This is a genomic window from Ideonella sp. (assembly GCF_041918995.1).
Lineage (GTDB): Bacteria > Pseudomonadota > Gammaproteobacteria > Burkholderiales > Burkholderiaceae_C > Ideonella.
The window spans coordinates 1-19,108 of record NZ_JAYRUN010000006.1 but is presented as its reverse complement, the minus strand read 5'-3'; the positions used below and the strand labels follow the sequence as shown (position 1 = coordinate 19,108).

At 69.5% G+C, this 19,108-nt stretch carries 24 protein-coding genes; 4 read left to right on the top strand and 20 right to left on the bottom strand.

What is annotated here, in order from left to right:
* Positions 1–65 precede the first annotated feature (65 nt).
* Genes ACE3UN_RS06845 through ACE3UN_RS06830 form a run of 4 tightly spaced genes read right to left on the bottom strand, consistent with a single transcriptional unit; the run spans position 66 to position 3,118 of the window.
* Positions 66–620 (bottom strand): class I SAM-dependent methyltransferase, encoded by a 555-nt coding sequence (locus ACE3UN_RS06845; protein ID WP_374674172.1) that lies wholly within the window; start codon positions 618–620, stop codon positions 66–68.
* A gap of 13 nt (positions 621–633) precedes the next feature.
* Complete coding sequence (locus ACE3UN_RS06840; RefSeq protein ID WP_374674171.1) at positions 634–774, bottom strand: hypothetical protein; 141 nt, start codon at positions 772–774, stop codon at positions 634–636.
* A 5-nt stretch (positions 775–779) separates the two neighbouring features.
* Complete coding sequence (locus tag ACE3UN_RS06835; RefSeq protein ID WP_374674170.1) at positions 780–2,003, bottom strand: MFS transporter; 1,224 nt, start codon at positions 2,001–2,003, stop codon at positions 780–782.
* A gap of 47 nt (positions 2,004–2,050) precedes the next feature.
* Positions 2,051–3,118, bottom strand: coding sequence for a hypothetical protein (locus ACE3UN_RS06830; protein ID WP_374674169.1), 1,068 nt, complete (start codon positions 3,116–3,118; stop codon positions 2,051–2,053).
* Positions 3,119–3,214: 96 nt separating this feature from the next.
* On the opposite strand from ACE3UN_RS06830, the gene ACE3UN_RS06825 reads away from it, so the two are divergent.
* The 4 genes from ACE3UN_RS06825 to parC are packed head-to-tail and all read left to right on the top strand — an operon-like array spanning position 3,215 to position 8,848.
* Positions 3,215–5,185, top strand: coding sequence for a DNA topoisomerase IV subunit B (locus ACE3UN_RS06825; RefSeq protein ID WP_374674168.1), 1,971 nt, complete (start codon positions 3,215–3,217; stop codon positions 5,183–5,185).
* 32 nt (positions 5,186–5,217) lie between these two features.
* A complete protein-coding gene (locus ACE3UN_RS06820; protein ID WP_374674167.1) occupies positions 5,218–5,751 on the top strand; it encodes a GNAT family N-acetyltransferase in 534 nt (177 codons plus the stop codon).
* Positions 5,751–6,512, top strand: a complete 762-nt coding sequence (locus ACE3UN_RS06815) for a lytic transglycosylase domain-containing protein (RefSeq protein ID WP_374674166.1) — start codon at positions 5,751–5,753, stop codon at positions 6,510–6,512. Before ACE3UN_RS06820 ends, ACE3UN_RS06815 begins: the two co-directional genes overlap by 1 nt.
* A gap of 2 nt (positions 6,513–6,514) precedes the next feature.
* The gene (gene parC / locus ACE3UN_RS06810; protein WP_374674165.1) at positions 6,515–8,848 is read left to right on the top strand and encodes a DNA topoisomerase IV subunit A; all 2,334 of its coding nucleotides are present in this window, start codon (positions 6,515–6,517) and stop codon (positions 8,846–8,848) included.
* A 40-nt stretch (positions 8,849–8,888) separates the two neighbouring features.
* Here the strand turns inward: parC and ACE3UN_RS06805 are convergent, their stop codons facing one another.
* The 16 genes from ACE3UN_RS06805 to ACE3UN_RS06730 form a co-directional block, all read right to left on the bottom strand.
* A complete protein-coding gene (locus ACE3UN_RS06805) occupies positions 8,889–9,404 on the bottom strand; it encodes a DUF1697 domain-containing protein (protein ID WP_374674164.1) in 516 nt (171 codons plus the stop codon).
* A complete protein-coding gene (arfB, locus tag ACE3UN_RS06800) occupies positions 9,401–9,799 on the bottom strand; it encodes an alternative ribosome rescue aminoacyl-tRNA hydrolase ArfB (protein WP_374674163.1) in 399 nt (132 codons plus the stop codon). Before arfB ends, ACE3UN_RS06805 begins: the two co-directional genes overlap by 4 nt.
* A gap of 52 nt (positions 9,800–9,851) precedes the next feature.
* On the bottom strand, positions 9,852–10,280 hold the full coding sequence (locus ACE3UN_RS06795) for a VOC family protein (RefSeq protein ID WP_374674162.1): 429 nt from the start codon (positions 10,278–10,280) through the stop codon (positions 9,852–9,854).
* 205 nt (positions 10,281–10,485) lie between these two features.
* Positions 10,486–10,881, bottom strand: a complete 396-nt coding sequence (locus ACE3UN_RS06790) for a GFA family protein (RefSeq protein ID WP_374674161.1) — start codon at positions 10,879–10,881, stop codon at positions 10,486–10,488.
* 83 nt (positions 10,882–10,964) lie between these two features.
* Positions 10,965–11,348 (bottom strand): OsmC family protein, encoded by a 384-nt coding sequence (locus ACE3UN_RS06785; protein WP_374674160.1) that lies wholly within the window; start codon positions 11,346–11,348, stop codon positions 10,965–10,967.
* Positions 11,349–11,585: 237 nt separating this feature from the next.
* Positions 11,586–12,026: a nuclear transport factor 2 family protein gene (locus ACE3UN_RS06780; RefSeq protein WP_374674159.1), complete on the bottom strand. Its 441-nt coding sequence runs from the start codon at positions 12,024–12,026 to the stop codon at positions 11,586–11,588.
* A gap of 210 nt (positions 12,027–12,236) precedes the next feature.
* Complete coding sequence (locus ACE3UN_RS06775; protein WP_374674158.1) at positions 12,237–12,923, bottom strand: hypothetical protein; 687 nt, start codon at positions 12,921–12,923, stop codon at positions 12,237–12,239.
* Between the two features lie 301 nt (positions 12,924–13,224).
* Positions 13,225–13,599 (bottom strand): Sir2 family NAD-dependent protein deacetylase, encoded by a 375-nt coding sequence (locus tag ACE3UN_RS06770; protein WP_374674347.1) that lies wholly within the window; start codon positions 13,597–13,599, stop codon positions 13,225–13,227.
* 210 nt (positions 13,600–13,809) lie between these two features.
* Positions 13,810–14,316: a YegJ family protein gene (locus ACE3UN_RS06765; protein WP_374674157.1), complete on the bottom strand. Its 507-nt coding sequence runs from the start codon at positions 14,314–14,316 to the stop codon at positions 13,810–13,812.
* 586 nt (positions 14,317–14,902) lie between these two features.
* Positions 14,903–15,451, bottom strand: coding sequence for a hypothetical protein (locus ACE3UN_RS06760; protein WP_374674156.1), 549 nt, complete (start codon positions 15,449–15,451; stop codon positions 14,903–14,905).
* A gap of 36 nt (positions 15,452–15,487) precedes the next feature.
* Positions 15,488–15,778 (bottom strand): TonB family protein, encoded by a 291-nt coding sequence (locus ACE3UN_RS06755; RefSeq protein WP_374674346.1) that lies wholly within the window; start codon positions 15,776–15,778, stop codon positions 15,488–15,490.
* A 196-nt stretch (positions 15,779–15,974) separates the two neighbouring features.
* Positions 15,975–16,412: a hypothetical protein gene (locus ACE3UN_RS06750; RefSeq protein WP_374674155.1), complete on the bottom strand. Its 438-nt coding sequence runs from the start codon at positions 16,410–16,412 to the stop codon at positions 15,975–15,977.
* 96 nt (positions 16,413–16,508) lie between these two features.
* Positions 16,509–17,054 (bottom strand): hypothetical protein, encoded by a 546-nt coding sequence (locus tag ACE3UN_RS06745; protein ID WP_374674154.1) that lies wholly within the window; start codon positions 17,052–17,054, stop codon positions 16,509–16,511.
* A gap of 46 nt (positions 17,055–17,100) precedes the next feature.
* Positions 17,101–17,622: a peptidylprolyl isomerase gene (locus ACE3UN_RS06740; RefSeq protein ID WP_374674153.1), complete on the bottom strand. Its 522-nt coding sequence runs from the start codon at positions 17,620–17,622 to the stop codon at positions 17,101–17,103.
* Between the two features lie 38 nt (positions 17,623–17,660).
* Positions 17,661–17,846, bottom strand: coding sequence for a hypothetical protein (locus tag ACE3UN_RS06735; RefSeq protein WP_374674152.1), 186 nt, complete (start codon positions 17,844–17,846; stop codon positions 17,661–17,663).
* Between the two features lie 382 nt (positions 17,847–18,228).
* Positions 18,229–18,885, bottom strand: a complete 657-nt coding sequence (locus tag ACE3UN_RS06730) for a DUF6064 family protein (RefSeq protein ID WP_374674151.1) — start codon at positions 18,883–18,885, stop codon at positions 18,229–18,231.
* Positions 18,886–19,108: the final 223 nt, after the last annotated feature.

Below are 19,108 nucleotides of genomic sequence, written 5' to 3'. Positions count from 1 at the left end.
TTCCTTGCAATCGGTCGATTCTAGCCACCCGCACACGGCCGCCCCCGAGGGACCGCCCGGCGAAGTCAGGCACCCACCAACGGCCGATCGTCCGCCGCGGACGACACGCCGGGCTGGCGGCGCCAGGCGGCCAGGCGTTGCACCAGCCGGGCAGGGGCGTCCAGACGGCCGGCCTCGTACGCCACGACGGCGAGTTCCGGGGCGGCCGCCCGCAGCAGCTCGCCCGGCTGCAGCAGGAAATCCGCCCGGCTGGGCCGCCCCAGGGCCTCGTGGCCGGTGGCGAAGGTTTCATACAGCAGGCAGCCGCCGGGCGCCACCGACTGCACGATGGCCGGCCACAACGGACGCCAGAGGTAGTGGGTGACGACGACGGCGTCGAAGGCGCGGCCGGCCAACGGCCACGGCCCCTGTTCGATGTCGGCCACGACCACCTCCGCCAGCGCCGCCAGCGGCTGCACGGCCTGGGCGTCGCGGTCGAGCGCCGTGACGCGGTGGCCGCGGCCGGCGAACCAGCGCGTGTGCCGGCCGCGCCCGCAGGCCAGGTCGAGCACGGTGCCGCCGGCCGGCACAAGGTGCGACCAGCGCACGATCCAGTCGCTGGGGGTGCCGTCGCCCTGCATCACACGCCGCGCCTCAGAAGCAGGCCCACACCCGGTTGGCCAGGTCGACCACCGTGTGGGGGTCGCGGTAGGCGGCGAAGACGGCGCCCAGCACCACCAGCGCGCCGACCCAGGCCGCCCCCCGGAGCCAGCGCGGACGCACGGGCGCTGCCATGGCGCTCAGGCCGCCGCCGGCGCGGCGCGCACGATAGGCGTCTCGCGCACCGGCAGGTTGGCCAGGGCGGCGAGCACGCCGAAGGCGACCGCGAGACCCCACACCACGTCGTAGCTACCCGTGCGGTCGTACAGCAGGCCGCCCAGCCACACGCCCATGAACGAGCCGACCTGGTGGCTGAAGAACACCAGCCCGCCCAGCATGGACATGTACTGCACGCCGAAGATCTGCGCGACCACCGCGTTGGTGGGCGGCACGGTGGACAGCCACAGGAAGCCCATCACGGCGGAGAACAGGTACACGCTCATGGGGCTGAGCGGCGCCAGCAGGAAGGCCACGATGGCCACCGACCGGGCGAAGTAGATGCCGGCCAGGATGTGGCGCTTGGCCCACTTCTGCCCCAGCACGCCCGCGGTGTAGGTGCCGAACACGTTGAACAGGCCGATCAGCGCCAGCGCCGTGGTGGCCACGTCCGGCGACAGGCCCTTGTCCTTCAGGTAGCTGGGCATGTGCACGCCGATGAACACCACCTGGAAGCCGCAGACGAAGTAGCCGGCCATCAGCCAGCGGAAGCTGGGGTAGGCCAGCGCCTCCTTCAGCGCGGCGCCCACGCTCTGGCGCACGCCCGAGGCGGCGGCCATGGCCGGCTCGCGCAGGCCCCAGGCCAGCGGGGCGATGGCCAGCGCCAGGCAGCCGAGCACGAACAGCGCGTTCTGCCAGCCCCAGGCGCCGACGAGCCAGTTCTCCACCGGCACCATGAGGAACTGGCCGAACGAGCCGGCCGCCGCGGCCACGCCCATCGCCCACGAGCGCTTCTCCGGCGCCACGTTGCGGCCGATCACCCCGTAGATCACGGCGTAGGTGGTGCCCGACTGCGCCATGCCCAGCAGCACGCCGGTGGCGCCCGTGAAGGCCAGCCCGGAGGTGGCGAGCGCCATGCCCACGAGGCCCATGGCATACAGCGCGGCCCCGCCCACCAGCACGCGGAAGGCACCGAAGCGGTCGGCCAGCATGCCCGCGAACGGCCCGGCGATGCCCCAGGCGATGTTCTGCACGGCGATGGCGAACGCGAAGGTCTCGCGCGTCCAGCCCCGTTCCATGGTGATGGGCTGCAGCCACAGGCCGAAGCCGTGGCGGATGCCCATGGAGAGCGTGACGATGAAGGCGCCGCACAGCAGCACCTGCGTCATGGACAGGCGCTGGGGCGCCGCGGCGGACGGATGGGACATCCGCGCACTCTAGCGCCGCCCGCCCACGGCTGCCTGACGCGGGGTGTTCAGTGCGCGGCGCGCGGGACGAGCAGGAAGCCCGCGGACTGGCCGTGCAGCAGGCCCCGGCCCACGATCTCGCCGCGGTCGTTGATGGCGCGCGCGTCGAGCAGTGTCCAGCCTGCGTGGCCGGCCGCCAGGCGGCGGTTCAGGTTCACCGCGGACTGGCCATCGGTGTCCACGGCAAAGGCGTGGCCCTCGCCATCGGGGCCGCGCGTCGACCCCACCGCCACGCCGGCTTCGTTGATGCCGCTCAGCCGGGCCTCGGCCCAGACGGCGTCCGAACCGAACAGGGAGGTGACGCCATCCTTCAGCACGAAGGCACGCACGGTGCGGCCGCTGCCGCGGTTCCAATACACCAGGCCGACCACGGTGCCGGCCCGGTTGATGGCCAGGCCGTTGGCGAAGTCGCCGCCCAGGGTGCCGTGGTCGGTCCACCCGGTGTCCTCGCGGTGCACCAGCACCCGGTAGCCGGGGGTGCCGTTCCAGGGGTGGCCATCCACCAGCACGTCGCCCCGCGCGTTGGCGGCCTTCGCGAAACCGTACGAGAACTCGGGGGGCAGGCCGGTCAGGTGGTACTGGCCCTGGCGCAGGCGGTAGATGGCCTGGAAGTCGAAGTCACCGACGACCGTGCCGTCGTTCGTGATGGCCATGGCAGTGGGCACATCGAGCCGTGTCACGCCATGGCGGTCCCAGATGAAGCCGCGCGGCTCGCCGTTGGCCACCTGCAGGCCCTCGTTGCCCACCACCACCCCGTGGTCGTTGATGCCGCGCCCTTCGCTGGCCTGGCCCGGCGCCGGCTGGTGCATGCGGGTGACCCGCTTGCCGCGCAGCACATAGGCCGTGCCCTCGCCGTCCATGTGCTTGCCCAGGCGGGCTTCGCCCGTGACCGCCCCGCGGTTGTTCATGGCGTTGGGCAGCGTGGCGCCATCGCCCACGTCCGGCAGGGCCACCACGTCGTACCAGGGCAGGGCGGCCCGCGCGCCGGGAACCGCCAGGCACAGGGCCGCGGCGAGCGCCAGGGCGGCTCGGGCGCGGCGTGCGGACACGACGCGGGACGGGGCAGGGCTGGGCATGGGCGGGGCCTCGGCAGGTGACATGCCGGCCACGCCGGCGAAGCCGGCGATTGAAGCATCCGGGGCCGCCGCGCCGGGATCCCTAGAATTCCGCCCATGGCTCAGACACCCGTCAACTACGGCGAAGCGTCGATCCGCGTGCTGAAAGGGCTGGAGCCCGTCAAGCAGCGGCCCGGCATGTACACGCGCACGGACAACCCGCTGCACATCGTGCAGGAAGTGATCGACAACGCGGCCGACGAGGCGCTGGCCGGCTTCGGCAAGCGCATCGCGGTCACCCTGCACACCGACGGCTCGGTGAGCGTGGACGACGACGGCCGCGGCATCCCCTTCGGCCTGCACCCGGAAGAGGGCGTGCCGGTGGTGGAGATCGTCTTCACCCGCCTGCACGCGGGCGGCAAGTTCGACAAGGGCGCGGGCGGCGCCTACAGCTTCTCCGGCGGCCTGCACGGCGTGGGCGTGAGCGTCACCAATGCCCTGGCGCGGCGCCTGCAGGTGGCCGTGTGGCGCGAGGGCCAGCAGGCCGCGCTCGCGTTCTCCGGCGGCGATGTGGTCGAGCCGCTGGTCACCCGCAAGGCGGCGGCTGGCGAGCGCAGGCACGGCACCTCGGTGCGCGTGTGGCCCGATGCCAAGTATTTCGAGAGCGCCGAGCTGCCGCGCCACGAGCTGACCCACCTGCTGCGCAGCAAGGCCGTGCTGATGCCGGGCGTCACCGTCACCCTCACGACGGAAAAGACGGGCGAGACGACGACCTGGCTGTTCAAGGGCGGCCTGCGCGACTACCTGCAGCAGTCGCTGCCGGCCGACCCCCTGATCCCGCTGTTCGAAGGCGAGCACTATGCCGGCGAGGGCGAGACCGAGAACTTCGCCGAGGGCGAGGGGGCGGCCTGGTGCGTGGCCTTCACCGAAGACGGCAACCTGCTGCGCGAGAGCTACGTCAACCTCATTCCCACGGTGGCCGGCGGCACGCACGAGGCCGGCCTGAAGGACGGCCTGTTCCAGGCCGTCAAGGGCTTCATCGAGATGCACTCGCTGAGCCCCAAGGGCGTGAAGCTCATGCCCGAGGACGTGTTCTCGCGCGCGAGCTTCGTGCTCTCGGCCAAGGTGCTCGACCCGCAGTTCCAGGGCCAGACGAAGGAGCGGCTGAACAGCCGTGACGCGCTGCGCTTGGTGTCGGCCTACGTGAAGCCGGCGCTGGAGCTGTGGCTCAGCCAGCACGTGGAGCATGGCCGCAAGCTCGCCGAGCTGGTGATCAAGCAGGCCCAGACCCGCCAGCGCGCCAGCCAGAAGGTGGAGAAGCGCAAGGGCTCGGGCGTGGCCGTGCTGCCCGGCAAGCTCACCGATTGCGAGAGCCGTGACCTCGGCATGAACGAGCTCTTCCTGGTGGAGGGCGATTCCGCCGGCGGCTCGGCCAAGATGGGCCGCGACAAGGAGACCCAGGCGATCCTGCCGCTGCGTGGCAAGGTGCTCAACGCCTGGGAGGTGGAGCGCGACCTGCTGTTCAAGAACAACGAGATCCACGACATCTCGGTGGCCATCGGCGTGGACCCGCATGGCCCCGCCGACACGCCGGATCTCTCCGGCCTGCGCTACGGCAAGGTCTGCATCCTCTCCGACGCCGACGTGGACGGCTCGCACATCCAGGTGCTGCTGCTCACGCTGTTCTACCGCCACTTCCCGCGGCTCATCGAGTCGGGCCACATCTTCATCGCCAAGCCGCCGCTGTTCCGCGTGGACGCGCCGGCGCGTGGCAAGAAGCCGGCGGCCAAGCTCTATGCGCTGGACGAAGGCGAGCTGGAGGCCACGCTGGACAAGCTGCGCAAGGAAGGCGCGCGCGAAGGCAGCTGGAGCATCAGCCGCTTCAAGGGCCTGGGGGAAATGAATGCCGAGCAGCTGTGGGAGACCACGCTCAACCCCGACACCCGACGGCTGCTGCAGGTGGGCCACGGCAGCGTGGACGCCGCGGCCACCACCGAATCGCTCGGCCGGCTGATGGGCAAGGGCGAGGCACAGGCGCGCCGCGAGCTCATGGAGCTGCACGGCGACAGCGTGGAGGTGGACGTCTGACCCCGCCCGACGCCCCCGTGCCGGCGGCGCGCGTGCTGTTGCGGCCCACCATGGTGTCCGACCTGGACGCCGTGGCGGCGATCGAGCGCGACCAGCACAACCTGCCGTTCATCACGCCGTGGGAGCGCACGCAGCACGAGGGCGCCATCCGTTTCCCTGACTTCCGCCACTTCATCGTGGAGGCGGGAGACAGCCACGAGCGGCTGGGCTTCGTGATCCTGCAGGGCTGCCGCAACCCGCACAAGAGCGTGGAGCTCAAGCGCATCGTGCTGCAGACCAAGGGGCAAGGGCTCGGGCGGGCGTGCGTGCGCCGGCTCAAGGCCATGGCCTTCGGCGACCTGGGCGCCCACCGGTTCTGGCTGGACGTGAAATCGCTCAACACCCGAGCGCTGGCGCTGTACGGCAGCGAAGGCTTCGTCGAGGAAGGGCGCCTGCGCGAGAGCGTGCGCCTCACGCTCGATGGCGCCGACGGCTACGACACCCTGGTGGTGATGGGCCTGCTGGACCGGGAGTACCAGGCGCGTCGTGCGATGGGGCTGGAGGCCCCGTTGCCGTGGGTGGCGTGATGCCCTGGCTGCGCACGCCGGCGCGGGCGCCCGCGCTGCTGCTCGCCGCGGCGGCCGCGGCGCTGGCCCCGGCTGCGCGCGCGCAAGGCGGGCTCGAGGTGTGGGCCTATGTCGACGCGCAGGGCACGGCCCACTTCGCCGACCGCGCGCTGGACGATCGCTACACGCCCGTGCTGCGCAACCAGGCGGTGCAGCCCGAGGACCGCATCCCGGGCAAGACGATGACGCGCTCGAGCCTGCTGACCTGGCTGGAGTTTGCCCCCGAGGTGAAGGCCATGCAGCCGCACCTGCGCGAGGCGGAAGCCGCCACGGGCATCGATGCCGAGCTGCTGAAGGCGCTGATCGCCGTGGAATCGGGCTTCCGGGCCGACAGCGTCTCGCCGCGCGGCGCCCTGGGCCTGATGCAGATCACGCCGGCCACCGCGCAGCGCTACCTGACACCGGCCGAAGCCGCCGCGGGCGCCGTGGACGAGCAGCTGCGCGACGGGCGCCGCAACATCCAGATCGGTGCGCGGCTGCTGGCCGACCTGTGGCGGCGCCACGGCGGCGTGGACCGCGCCCTGGCCGCGTGGAACGCCGGCGAAGGCGCCCTGCGGCGCGCTGGCGGTGCCTTGCCCGATATTCCCGAGACCCGGGCGCATGTGCACCTGGTGCTCGAGCTGTACTGGACGCTGCTGCAGCAGCGTCACCTTGGCCAGGCCCGGCAGATGCGCCTGATGGCGCCTGCGGCCGCACCCGGCCCCGAACCCCGTACCCCATGACCATGGAACAGACCTCCCTGGGCTTCCCCGGCCCCGACGACGGCCCGCGCGACGGCGCCGACGCCCACACCATCACCCTGGCCCACTACGCCGAGCGGGCGTACCTCGAGTACGCGCTCAGCGTGGTCAAGGGCCGGGCGCTGCCCGACGTGTGCGACGGCGCCAAGCCGGTGCAGCGGCGCATCCTGTACTCCATGCAGCGCATGGGCCTGGGTCACGGCAGCGGCCCGGCGCCCAAGCCCGTGAAGAGCGCCCGCGTGGTGGGCGACGTGCTGGGCAAGTTCCATCCGCACGGCGACACCGCGGCGTACGACGCGCTGGTGCGCATGGCGCAGGGCTTCTCCCAGCGCTACCCGCTCATCGACGGCCAGGGCAACTTCGGCAGCCGCGACGGCGACGGCGCCGCAGCCATGCGCTACACCGAGGCACGGCTGGCGCCCATCGCCCGCCTGCTGCTCGACGAGATCGACGAAGGCACGGTGGACTTCGTACCCAACTACGACGGCTCCGAGCAGGAGCCGCGGCTGCTGCCGGCCCGGCTGCCCTTTGCGCTGCTCAACGGCGCCTCGGGCATCGCCGTGGGCATGGCCACCGAGATCCCCAGCCACAACCTGCGCGAGGTGGCGGCCGCCGCGGTGGCACTGATCCGCAACGACAAGCTCGACAACGACGAGCTGTTCGGCCTGCTGCCCGGGCCGGATTTCCCCGGCGGTGGCCAGATCATCTCCAGTGCGGCCGACATCCGCGCCGCCTACGCCAGCGGCCGCGGAAGCCTGAAGGTGCGGGCGGTGTGGAAGATCGAGGACCTGGCGCGCGGCCAGTGGCAGCTGGTGGTCAACGAGCTGCCGCCGGGCGCGAGCTCGCAGAGGGTGCTGGAAGAGATCGAGGAGCTGACCAACCCCAAGGTGAAGGCCGGCAAGAAGGCCCTCACGGCGGAGCAGGCCCAGCTCAAGGCCGCGGTGCTGGCGGTGCTGGACACCGTGCGCGACGAGTCGAGCAAGGACGCGCCGGTGCGCCTGGTGTTCGAGCCCAAGAGCCGCACCGTGGGCCAGCAGGAGCTGGTGCACACGCTGCTGGCCCACACCAGCCTGGAGCTGAGCGTGTCCGTCAACCTCACCATGGTGGGGCTGGACGGCCGGCCCACGCCCAAGAGCCTGCGCGAGATGCTGGTGGAGTGGATCGCCTTCCGCCAGACGACGGTGCAGCGCCGCTCGCAGCACCGCCTGCGCAAGGTGCTGGACCGCATCCATGTGCTCGAGGGCCGGCAGCTGGTGCTGCTGAACATCGACGAGGTGATCCGCATCATCCGCCAGTCCGACGAGCCCAAGGCGGCGCTGATCGAGCGATTCGCCCTGAGCGACCGCCAGGCCGACGACATCCTGGAGATCCGCCTGCGTCAGCTGGCCCGGCTGGAGGCCATCAAGATCGAGCAGGAACTCAAGGGCCTGCGCGACGACCAGCAGAAGCTGGAAGAGATCCTGGGCAGCCCGGCGGCGCTCAAGCGCACGCTGATCAAGGAGATCGAGGCCGACGCGAAGCAGTTCGGCGACGAGCGCCGCACGCTGATCCAGGAAGACAAGCGCGCCGTGGCCGAGGTGAGGATCGTCGACGAGCCCGTCACCGTGGTGGTGAGCCTGAAGGGCTGGGTGCGTGCACTCAAGGGCCATGAGGTGGATGCCGCCAGCCTGGGCTTCAAGGCGGGGGATGCGCTCTACGGCGCCTTCCCCTGCCGCTCGGTGGACACGCTCTACGTCTTCGGCAGCAACGGCCGTGTGTACAGCGTGGCGGCGGCCACGCTGCCCGGTGGCCGTGGCGACGGCCAGCCCATCACTTCGCTGATCGAGCTGGAAAGCGGCACCCAGCCGGCCCACTACTTCGCCGGTGCCGCCACCACCACGCTGCTGCTGGCCAACACCGGCGGCTTCGGCCTGCTGGCCCGCTGCGCGGACCTGGCCACGCGCCAGCGCGGCGGCAAGGGCTTCCTGGCCCTGGAGGACAAGGAGCATGTGCTGCCCCCCATGCCGGTGGGCGCCTCGCACGGCCAGGTGGCGTGCCTGTCCCTCGGCGGCCGGCTGCTCGTGTACCCCTTGGGCGAGCTGAAGCTGCAGGCCAAGGGCGGCCGCGGGCTGACGCTGATGGACGTGGACGCGAAGGACCCGCTGCTGTCCGTGGCGCCCTTTGGCGACGTGCTGCGTGTGCTGGGCACCGGCCGGGGCGGCAAGCCCAAGGACGAGCTGATCAAGGGCGCTGCCCTGGCGCAGCACCAGGGCAAGCGCGCGCGCAAGGGCCACAAGCTGGAGGGCTTCCCCAAGCCCATGCGCGTCCTGGCCGGCTGAGGCGCGCCGGGCCCTGCGGCGCCGGCCGCCCGCGCCGCGGCTACGCCACCGCGCACTTGCGCACGGTGTCCCAGGTGCGCGTGGTGACGGCCTTGCCGAAGGTGCGCTCGATCAGTGCCATGAACACCGGGCCGTCGGCCGAGGGCAGGTAGGCGCTCAGCACCTCGGTGCCGCGCACGGCCAGGATGCGTGCGCCGGCCCGCTCGGGGGGCAGCGGCAGGCTGTCGGGGACGGCGTCGCCGAGGAAGGTGACGACACGCTTGGCGGCTGCCGGCAGCTCGAAGGCCGCGAAGGGATCGGCCGCGACCAGGTCCTGCAGGTGCTTCTGCGCGCGCACCTGGGTGGCGAACGTGCGGCCCATGGCGTCCTGCATGGCGGACTCGGCCCGGCGCGCCAGCGTGGCGGGCGGGGCAGCGCGCGTGCTGAAGGCCACGTTACCACTGGACAGCAGCGTGCGCACGTCCTGGAAACCGGCGGCCTCGAAGCTGGCCTTGAGCGCCGGCATTCGGGCGTTCAGGGGGCTCACCCCGCGCAGCAGGGCCACGTAGCGTGTCATTCCACCACCTTGCCGCGACCGGCCTTGACCTGGCCGCGCTGGGTCTTGGCCGACAGCCGGCGCTGCTGCGAGCCGTAGGTGGGCCGGGTGGCGCGGCGCGGCTTGGCCACATGGGCGGCCTGGTCCACCAGCGCCTGCAGGCGCGCCAGGGCGTCGGCCTTGTTGGCCTCCTGGCTGCGCTGCACCTGCGCCTTGATCACCACCACGCCGTCGGACGAGATGCGGCTGTCGGCCTGCGCGAGCAGGCGCTCCTGGATGGCCGCAGGCAGGCGCGAGGCGCGTACGTCGAAGCGCAGCTGCACGGCGGTGGACGTCTTGTTCACGTGCTGGCCGCCCGGCCCCTGGGCGCGGATGGCGGTGAACTCGACGTCGGATTCGGTGATCAGGGGGCGCATGGGGCAGCAGCGACCGTGCCGCGGCACACGGCGGGCGGCCGGACAGCGCCGTTCAGAAGGTGACGACCACGGACGCCGCGGAGCGCTTGGCCGCGCCGTGGAAGACGGCCTCGATGTTGTTGCCGTCCGGGTCCAGCACGAACGCGGCATAGTAGCCCGGGTGGTAGGGCCGGGGCCCCGGCCCGCCGTTGTCCTGGCCGCCGGCCGCCAGCGCTGCTTGGTGGAACGCGCGCACCATCGCCTCGTCCTCGGCCTGGAACGCCAGGTGGTGCCGGCCGGTGAGGTGGCCCTGCGCCGCGTCGCTGTCGGCCGTGGAGATGAACAGCTCGTCGGCCCAGAAGTAGTCATCGCCCGCACCGCCGAGCGGCACCTTGAGCACCTGGAACACCGCCTCGTAGAAGCGGCGGCTGGCGGCCAGGTCGCGCACCACCAGCTGGATGTGGTCGATCAGGCGGCCGCGGTGGATCTCGTTCGTCTCCATGGGGACTCCGTCAGGCAGTGGCCGCTTCCGGCCGGTGGCACGCTGCCCTCAGCCCGGCCGAGACGGCCAGGCGCCGCGGGCGGGTGGGCGCAACGAGTATGCAGCGGCGCCGTGGCGCCGAAAGCCAAGCGCCCCCAGTCAGTGGGGTCGTCGTCGCGCCCAGGCGCCGTGCACCGTGTCGCCCGGATGCGCCGCCTGCGCTGGCTCAGGCCATGTGCTCGATGCCGTCCGGCATCTGCACCCAGCGGTGCATCCGCTCCTCGTACACCGAGAAGGTGGGGGCGGGGAACCCGGGATCCGCGAAGGCGCCCACCGGGATGGCCACCGTGTCGTCCGCGCCGTCCATGGTGTAGTAGACCGTGGCGCCGCACCGGGGACAGAAGTGGAACACGGCCCGGGAGCCGCCGTCGCCCACCCGTGCGAACGCGGTGCTGTCCCCGCTGACCGTGACCGCCTGCCTGGGGAAGCGGGCCTGTGCACCGAAGACACTGCCCGTCCGGCGTTGGCAGGCCAGGCAGTGGCACACCGACACGCGCAGCGGCTGCGAGGCCACCTCGGCGCGCAGCTGACCACAACTGCAGGATGCGATTCGATAAGGCATACGAAGGGTCCGAGGGGTGGAATGGGGTGCGGGTGGGGTGCGGGTGGGCTGCGGGTGGGACGTCGACCGCCACCCGGCACGACCTAGCCAAGGTCTGGCATACCGGGCGGACGCCAGGCGGCCAGGACGACCGGGACACCGGCTCGGATGGTGTTGTGTACCTCGGCCACCGCGTCGGTGTGGCGAATGAGCTCGGCGATCTGCTCCGCAGAGGCCGGCGACTCGACGTGTGCCCGATACCGGATGTGGCTGGCCGCCAGCCCCACACCGGCGAACTCTGCCGTCGCTTCCACCTCGGCGCGGGACAGCGACAGTCCCATGCGTTGCGCTTCGCGATAGAGGTCGTTGCAGTAGCAAGTGGCCAGGGCCAGCATCAAGAACTCACCGCCATTGATCCCCGAACCTTGTCCAGTGGCTTTGGGCGGCATCGGCAAGGACTGGGACGAGCCATCGGTCGAAACGCTCACCTGATGGGAGCCTGCTGAACTTGTGACCAGCGCTGAAACTCGCATGGCATCTCCGATGAGTCGTCATGGAAGAGGGGACCGCAGCAGGCGCGAGGCGGTTCGCGCGGGGCACAGGCGCTTGACGCTCGGGAGTGCCGCTGGGGCCGACGAGGTTGAAGCGATGAATGCATCCAGTGCCCGGCGTCGGCGATTGCATTGCGCCGCTCGGCGCGCCGGTGGCAACGAGCGCCGACCGCCTCATGGCGAGGCCGTGCGGTTGAGCATCGCCTTCGTGTCATCGAAGGCCACCGGCGCGGAGGTGTGCTCGTGGATGACGCGCAGAACGTGCCCGCGTGACTTCAGCACCCAGGAGATGCGGTTGTGCATGGCTCGAATCTCGTGGCCCTGCGCCGAGAAGGCGGCGTACCTCGCGAACGCGCTCATCGATGCGAAGCTCGAATCCCCCGTGATCCTGACGTCTTCGAACGTCACGCGCACGGTCTCGCTGCGCAGGGACGCGAACCAACCTTCCACCGCGACTCTCCACGCCGCCGCACCTTCGTAGGACCAGGTTCCCCACGTGTCGAACACCCTGACCTCACGGTCATAGAGGTGCATGAGGGTGTCGACGTTCTTTGCCAGAACGGCTGACTTGTAGGTGTCGAGCGCTTGAAGAACCTGCTTCTCGGGGTCACTCATGGGGGTGTCTCCTTGCAAGGACGGGGCATCAATCGTTCCGTGGGGCGCAAGGCGTTGGGCGAGGGGCGCCTTGGCAGGGCCTTGGGTGACCGCGGCCCAGCTGGGGCCCATGGCGCACGAACCCGCCAATCCGTCCGTGCCGGCGGACGCCCTGCAGCCGGGCTGCCCCTGACGGCGAAGGCAGGCGCTTGCCTCACTCCCCGCGCCACGCTAGTGTCCGGCGCCGGCGGCGCACTTGCCGAACGCTTCTCCTTCTCGGCGTTCGCAGCGGACGTTCGGGTGTTTCACGCAGTCGCCTGTGCTGCGGCACAAGCTTCCGCCGCCATGTGTGCACGACAGGTCCACCCGTTGCGAAGCCTGTTCGGTGCTTGCACTCTCGATCACCAGCGAGCCGCGATACGGCGCAAGCGCCGGGTTGTGCTTCTGTGTGGCAGATATCTCGAACGCCTCACTGCCAGGTCGAATTCTGTAGTGCACACCGGGCAGAAAGTTGTGCTCGAAGGCGCAGACGTCGGTGGTTCCTCCGCCACCGAAGGCGAATGCCTGCATCTCAATCTCGATCCATTGGCGGCCAAGGGGGACGCTGGCGGTGAAGACACCGCTTTCCCACAGCCTGAGTGTCGGCCGCTGGCCGTTGACCGCGGTGATGTGGCACTCCTTCGAGTAGACGAAGTACTCACGCCAATAGCACTGAAGCGTTGCCGCTGCGCCGGCGCCGGGGACAGCTGAGTCATGGCAGGCCGCCCCGTTGACGGCGCACGAAGGGACATCCCCCGCCCCATGAGGGTAGAGAGGTACCCGGATGGAAGTGGGGACGTTCCATCCCAACGAAGAGGGAAAACTCGTGCCAGAGAGTACACGCCGCGCGCCGGCGCGGGTAGGGGTGGATCTGCTCAAGTGCTTGTTCCAGGTCCTTGGGGCGCAGTGAAGTGCCCGCGTGGTGGTGGGCCCGTCCATGGGGTTGAACGAATCGTCTGCACACGAGTGACCGGTTGCCCAGGAGAACGCAGAACGAACAAGGCCCGCAGAGCGGGCCTAGGTGTGAAGCTTCAATAGGTTGTTGCGGGTGTTCACCCGGAGAGGTTCTTGAGAGACTGGGAGTCGCCAAACGCCCCGTCAACGTCAAAGGCCGCTGTGCAGGCACGGCGTCAGCGCCGTGACGGCGCGCAAGTGGCACGCGCGCTACCTGGCCGGCGGCTCACAGGCGTGCCAGCAGCTGGGGCAGGATGTCCTCCGCCGGCCCGATGTGCTGCTCCTGGAACGCCGGGTTCGGCGGGTCCATCGGCTCCAGGTTGACGAGGATGGTTCTGGCGCCGGCGTACTCGGCGCTGCGCACGTAGCTGTCCGCCGGCGACACCCGTCCGGAGGTTCCCACGGCCATGAACAGGTCGCAGTCCCTGAGCGCACGCTTGACGGTCCAGCTGGCCAGCGCGGGCAGCGCTTCGCCAAAGAGCACCACGTCGGGCCGCAGTCCCGCAGCGCAATGGGGGCAGCGTGGCACCTCGCGCCCATGGCCATCCACGTCGCGGAAGGGCGTCAGGGCACAGTTGGGATCGCTGCAGCGGGTGGTCAGGAGATGGCCGTGCCCGGGCCCCGGTAGGTCCGCAGGCCCGAGCCGGCCGACACGCCGGCGCCGGTGAGTACCACGATGCGCGAATACTGGGAAAGTCGGGATACCGATGCAGGAAATCGGGCTGGCAGGTCATGCGGCCCGCGCCGCCGGCCTCGCCAGGCAGGGCTGTGGCCGCTGAAGCCGGATGCGCTTGGCACGGCCACGTCGGGTTCAGTCCTCACACGACAGGCCGTACTGCCGCTTGAACGCCGCCGCCTGCTCCGGCGGCTCCCTGGACAGCAAGGCACAGGCCGTGAAGTTGCCGACCGTCTGCTGGTTGGACACGTCGAAGTAGGTCCAATCCACGATGTGCGCACGTCGAAACGCGATGCGATCACCCATCCTGTGCTTGTTGACCAGGCGAGGCTCGTTGCTGAGCACGCCAGAGAAGGTGTCACCCTCCTGGGTGAAACTGCTCACCCAGAAGTACTCCGTGTTCGCCTTGTCGGAGACCGCCACCTTGAGCGCGTAGCCCGAGGTGCCTTCCCTCGGGCGCGCGGCCCGCTCAAGAAAGTCCGGCAGGGTGGCGGCGGCGCGTGCGAAGGCCTTTTGCATCGCGGGCTCTTCGCTTCTCATCAGCACGATCTCATCGTTGGCCGCCTGGTCGAGAATCGTCTGCCCCAGGGTGGGCGGGGCCGCGACAAGCGCAGCGATTGTCAGCCAACGGCTCAGGGGCATGGACGGTCCGGGTGAAGTGCACGTGTCAAGGGGCGGCTCACGGGGGACTGGCTCCAGGTGGGCCGGGTGTCGGCCGGGTGTCGGCCGGGTGTCGGCCGGGTGTCGGCCGGGTGTCGGCCGGGTGTCGCCCGGGGTGGAACGCCAGCTTCTCATTTTGGGGTCCGGGCCAGCCGCTGCGCGCGGGCGGCGGCCGGCTGGGACATCTACCCGGACGCGCCGTCGAGCGGACGAATCTCCACGCCGGCCATGGCGGCGGGGTCGAAGTTCCTTGCATTCACCCCCATCTTGCTGCCGGCCACTGGGACCACGCGTTTCCAATGGGTGACGCATCCGCAGTTCCGGCAGCGAACGAAGGCCAGCACCCGGCGGCCCCACACATAGTCCTCGGTCGCGCCGTCCAAGGCAGCGACATGGACCTCGTCGCTCGGATAGTAGGCCCACAGGGCACCATACCGGCGACAGATCGAACAGTTGCAGTCCGCCAGTGACTCGGGAGGCGTTGGTACCGACACTTCCACGGCGCCACAGTGGCAGCTGGCGACAAGCATGGGGGCTCCTTGGACGCGGGGTCGACCTTCGCGGGACATCACCTGGCAGCCCTGGCTTCGGCGAGCAGTTCACCGGCAGCCTGCTTCACTGCCGCCACCAGGTCCTCAGTGGCCAGACCCCGGGGGTAGCTCTCACGCACCAGTGCCCGGTACTCCTTGCCGTCCAGCACGACCTCGGCTTCGCAGACCACCAGTGCCGAGGCCCCCGGGTGCACAGGCAATGAGGCCGAGATGGCCTGAACCAGGGCCGAGACATTGGGCGGCCCGTCCGGGACGTTCAGGGCTCGGTAGACCTGTGCCGAGGTGGCGGCGGGCGGAATGCTGATCCGCAGCCCCAGCGACTTGAGCACCATCGGCGCGTGCAGGCCGTCTCCGCCGGCCTGGATGGCGTGTTCGAAGATGCGAACCGGAGGCGGCTCCATGGCGTCGTCGGCGAGGCTGACCTGCGTTCGGTACGATTCCAGGAGCCAGTGGGACCGGCGTTCATCGCCAGGGCGCCCGTCGACCAGCCGAGCCGGGGCGCCTTGCGCCTGTGCCAGCACCGGGACCGCGACCGTGAGCAGAGCGGCCATGACGATTGCCTTCACGGAACCTCCTGCGCGTGGTGCGTGGCGGGTCAGCCCTCAGCGTCCTTGACCAGCCGGGTGAAGGTCGTGGTGTAGCAGGCCCCTTGCCACGGCCACCGCGGCCTGATCCCGCTCGGGCGAGCGGGAGCTGGCGTGAAGCGAGACCTCGGTGGGCGAGCCGTCGGCGCCCAACCTGACGCGCAGTTCAATGGTGCCCTGGACACCCTTGGCCGACAACTCCGGCGGGTAGCCGGCGTCCGTTGGCCGAAGAGAGACCTCCCGGATCCGCTGAGGCAGGGAGGGGGCGGCCGCCGTCGGGGCGGATGCCGCCGGGGTGTCGGCCTGCACCAGGTGGGGCAGCGTCGCGAGCAAGCCGTTCTGATGGCGAGCCTGAGCATCGCGTGGCGTGGAGGTGTGACGTCAGGGCGCAGTGTACGAACCGGTGGCTGGACGCAGGAGCTGCCCACCTGCCCCTAAGAACCGAGCCGCTGGCGCCCGGCGATGCCGTGACGACAGCGCATGCGCCACCACCGCCCCCACGCCATCACTTCAGCTGGCGGCGCTGGGCTTCATCGCAGGCAAACTGCGTCTCTGAACCGATGATGGTTCCAGGGTAGTAGGACTTCAGCTGTGACGGCGAGAAGACATCCGCCGCCCCCAGCAGCTCCACCCGCACCTTGCCTTCGCAATCAGCGACGATCTCTCGCGTGAATCGGGCTTCGCTGCCGTCCGGATTCTTCTGCTCTAGGCCGACCAGAAACCGGATGTACTTTCCATCGCGGTGTATCGACGAGGTATTGACGTACCTGTCTTGATTGAAGAACGGCATCTTGCCCGTCCATACCCACGGGCTGGCCGGCACTGGAGCCGGCGCGGGTGCAGGTGCAGGTGCAGGTGCGGGTGCGGGTGCCGGCTGTTGAGGTGCGTGGGAGCAGGCGCACAGAAGCGCCGCCAAGGGAAGGACTCTGAGGAAGATGCTCATGGGACGGCGCCGCGACAAATGAACGGCCAATGGTGAGTCGGGACCGCTGGCGGCAGAGACTCTTCCGCGGCGACACGGGCCGAGGGCACCTTGCGGTCACCGGCCACAAAAGTCCTTGGCGGATCTCGCCTGGAAGTACTGCGCGTTTCGCACGGGATGCTTCTGGACGTCGCTGCCGGCCTGCGTCAGCTCCCACACGCGCACGCGGCACGAGGACCGCTCCTGCTCGTACGTGACCTCGTAGTGGTGCTCGGGTTGGAACGTGACCTTGACACCCACATGGCAGCTGTAGCCCGGGTTGTAGGCGGTCGATATTTCCTGTGAATAGACGAGCATATGGAACGGCTTCCCGGCAGTGACCGCCCGTTCATACACATAGCGACTGGGCTGCCCCGTGCTTCCCAGCATCCGGATCTCGGACAGCTGTTCGCCGAACGGCATCGCAAAGGCCGCCAGGCGATTGACCGTGGCTTCCGGGCACAGCGGCTCCGGGATGTGTCGAAAGAACGTCGGCTCGTCCCCCGTGGCGCGCAATCTCACATACGCCTTGGGTTCTCCCTCGCGCAGCGAGTAGGTTCCGGCACACCCGGCCAGCATCGCGGCGCCGATCAGCACAAGAACACGTCGATGAATGGAAATCATGGAATGGGAGTGACGAAGGCGGATCGGGCCACAGCAGCGGGATGGATCAGCGCGGCACGTTCGCCGGCGACCGTGCCTTCCCCTGCCGCAGTCTTTCCGCCAATCTGTCCTTCACCTCATCGAAGGGCGGTGGCGATGGGTTCCTGACACGGGTGACTTCAATGATGTGCCAACCGAACCGGGTGGGTACGGGCTCCGCCGTCATTCCACTCGGGTCAAGGGAAACCATCGCGCGGGAAAATTCTGGCACAAAGTGATCGGGAAGGATCCACCCCAGCTCGCCTCCATTCTGGTTGGATCCCGGGTCGGCCGACAGGTCCATGGCCACCTGCGCAAAGGGCTCGCCCGACTTGATTCTCCGCAAGCCTGCCTCGGCCTGCCCGCGTGTCTGGACGAGGATGTGCCGAACGTCGTACTCCTTGCCCGAATAGGCCTGCGCCACCACCCTGTCGTACTCTCGGCGCACCTCGTCGTCCGTCACCTGAGGCGAGGTGCTGGTGCAGGCGCACAGCAGCACGGCGGCGGTGCAGGCAGCGGCCGCGCGTGGGCATTGAATTCGATGGCGCATGGCGTGCGTTGGCAACGAAGTGGGTGGGCCGTGGCTTCCTATGGCGAGGCGACGGCCAGCAAGAACAGCAGGAGCGCAGCGTACCTGAGGTACTTCGACAGGGCGACCAGGCCCTCGCCGCCTGCCCGATGAGGGTAGCCAAGCAACGCCAGCCTGAGCTGCGCGACCATGAGCAGCAGTGCCGCACAGAGCAGGTAGGCGGGTGCGCCATGGAGCTCGAGCATCGAGTGCCTCCTGGGCAGATGCATCTCTCCCACGATCACACCGTACAGGGCGTAGGCGCCACATGCCCAGGCAACGAAAGCGTAGGACAGCCATTGCCACACGGGAACGGTCGGGGTTGGGCTCGAGCTCTGGATATCCGCTGCGGCGCAGAAGGCAGTCGTTGCCCTAAAAGCCCACCTCGAATCTGAATCCGGTTCCTGCAGGCGCCGAAAAGAGAAGTTCCCAGCCAGGCGCGCCGATAGCCAACACCGCCAACGCGACGCCGCCGATGGGTAAAGGGCTGCGCGCGAGCTCAGCTACGGGCTTCATCGACGCCTCACGTTGGGCCAAGGGGCGGCCCGCTTGCGGGACGCCCCCTTGACGAGGTGTCGGCCGTCTCCTTCATGATGCGCCATGCCGCTGAATGACCGAAGTGCTCGGCAGAGCAAGCAGGGTGACGCCAACGGCCGCAGCGGCCAACAGCCCAAGATCCTGTCGCACGCCCAGCAAGAACGCGGCTTGCGCGCCGATCAAACACCACAGCACCGGAACGGCGACGGCGCTGCGCGGATAAGGTGCGACCAGGAAGGAAAGTACGCCCACGGTGAAGATGGTGGTGGGGCAAGGAAGGCCGAACGTGGGCAGGTCGGGATAGCGATGGCCTGCATAGATGGACCAAGCCGGATACACGGCCAGCGCGAAGACCACCAGAGCAACCCCCGCTGTGCTGCGAACGCTACGAGACAAGCGGAAATCCAGCCTGCGCCGCACGACACCTTGCCACAAGAAGACCAGACCGCCTATGACGGAGACCGCTGCGAACGCATGGGCCAAAGGATTGATGGCAGCAAAGAAGGCCAGATGGTAGGCAAGACCCAGCCAGAGCCAGAGGATGCCAAGGATGGCTGATGTCGCGATGCCGGTCCAGCGGCGAGGACGGGCGACCAGTAGAGAAGCCACGCACGCCAAGGCAAGCAGGAACCACTGTGCCGGCCAAACCGCCTCGTTGTAGGCTCTGAACACGCCGTAGAACTGATCGACTGTAAACGGCAGATTCATGGTTCCCGATGGCCAACGTTCGACGTGAGAGGCAGGCACACGTGGGCGAAGCCTGCTTGTGCCTGTCCCCTTGACGGAGGGGTTAGGTGTGAAGCTTCAATAGGTTCTTGGTAAGCGTGGGCTGGAGGCCCTCTTGACGCCGTTCAGAGCTTGATCTCTGCCAAGCGGTCGTTGATCTCGATGCTGTCGAACGCAGTGGGGTCCCAGGTGTCGTCGCCGATCC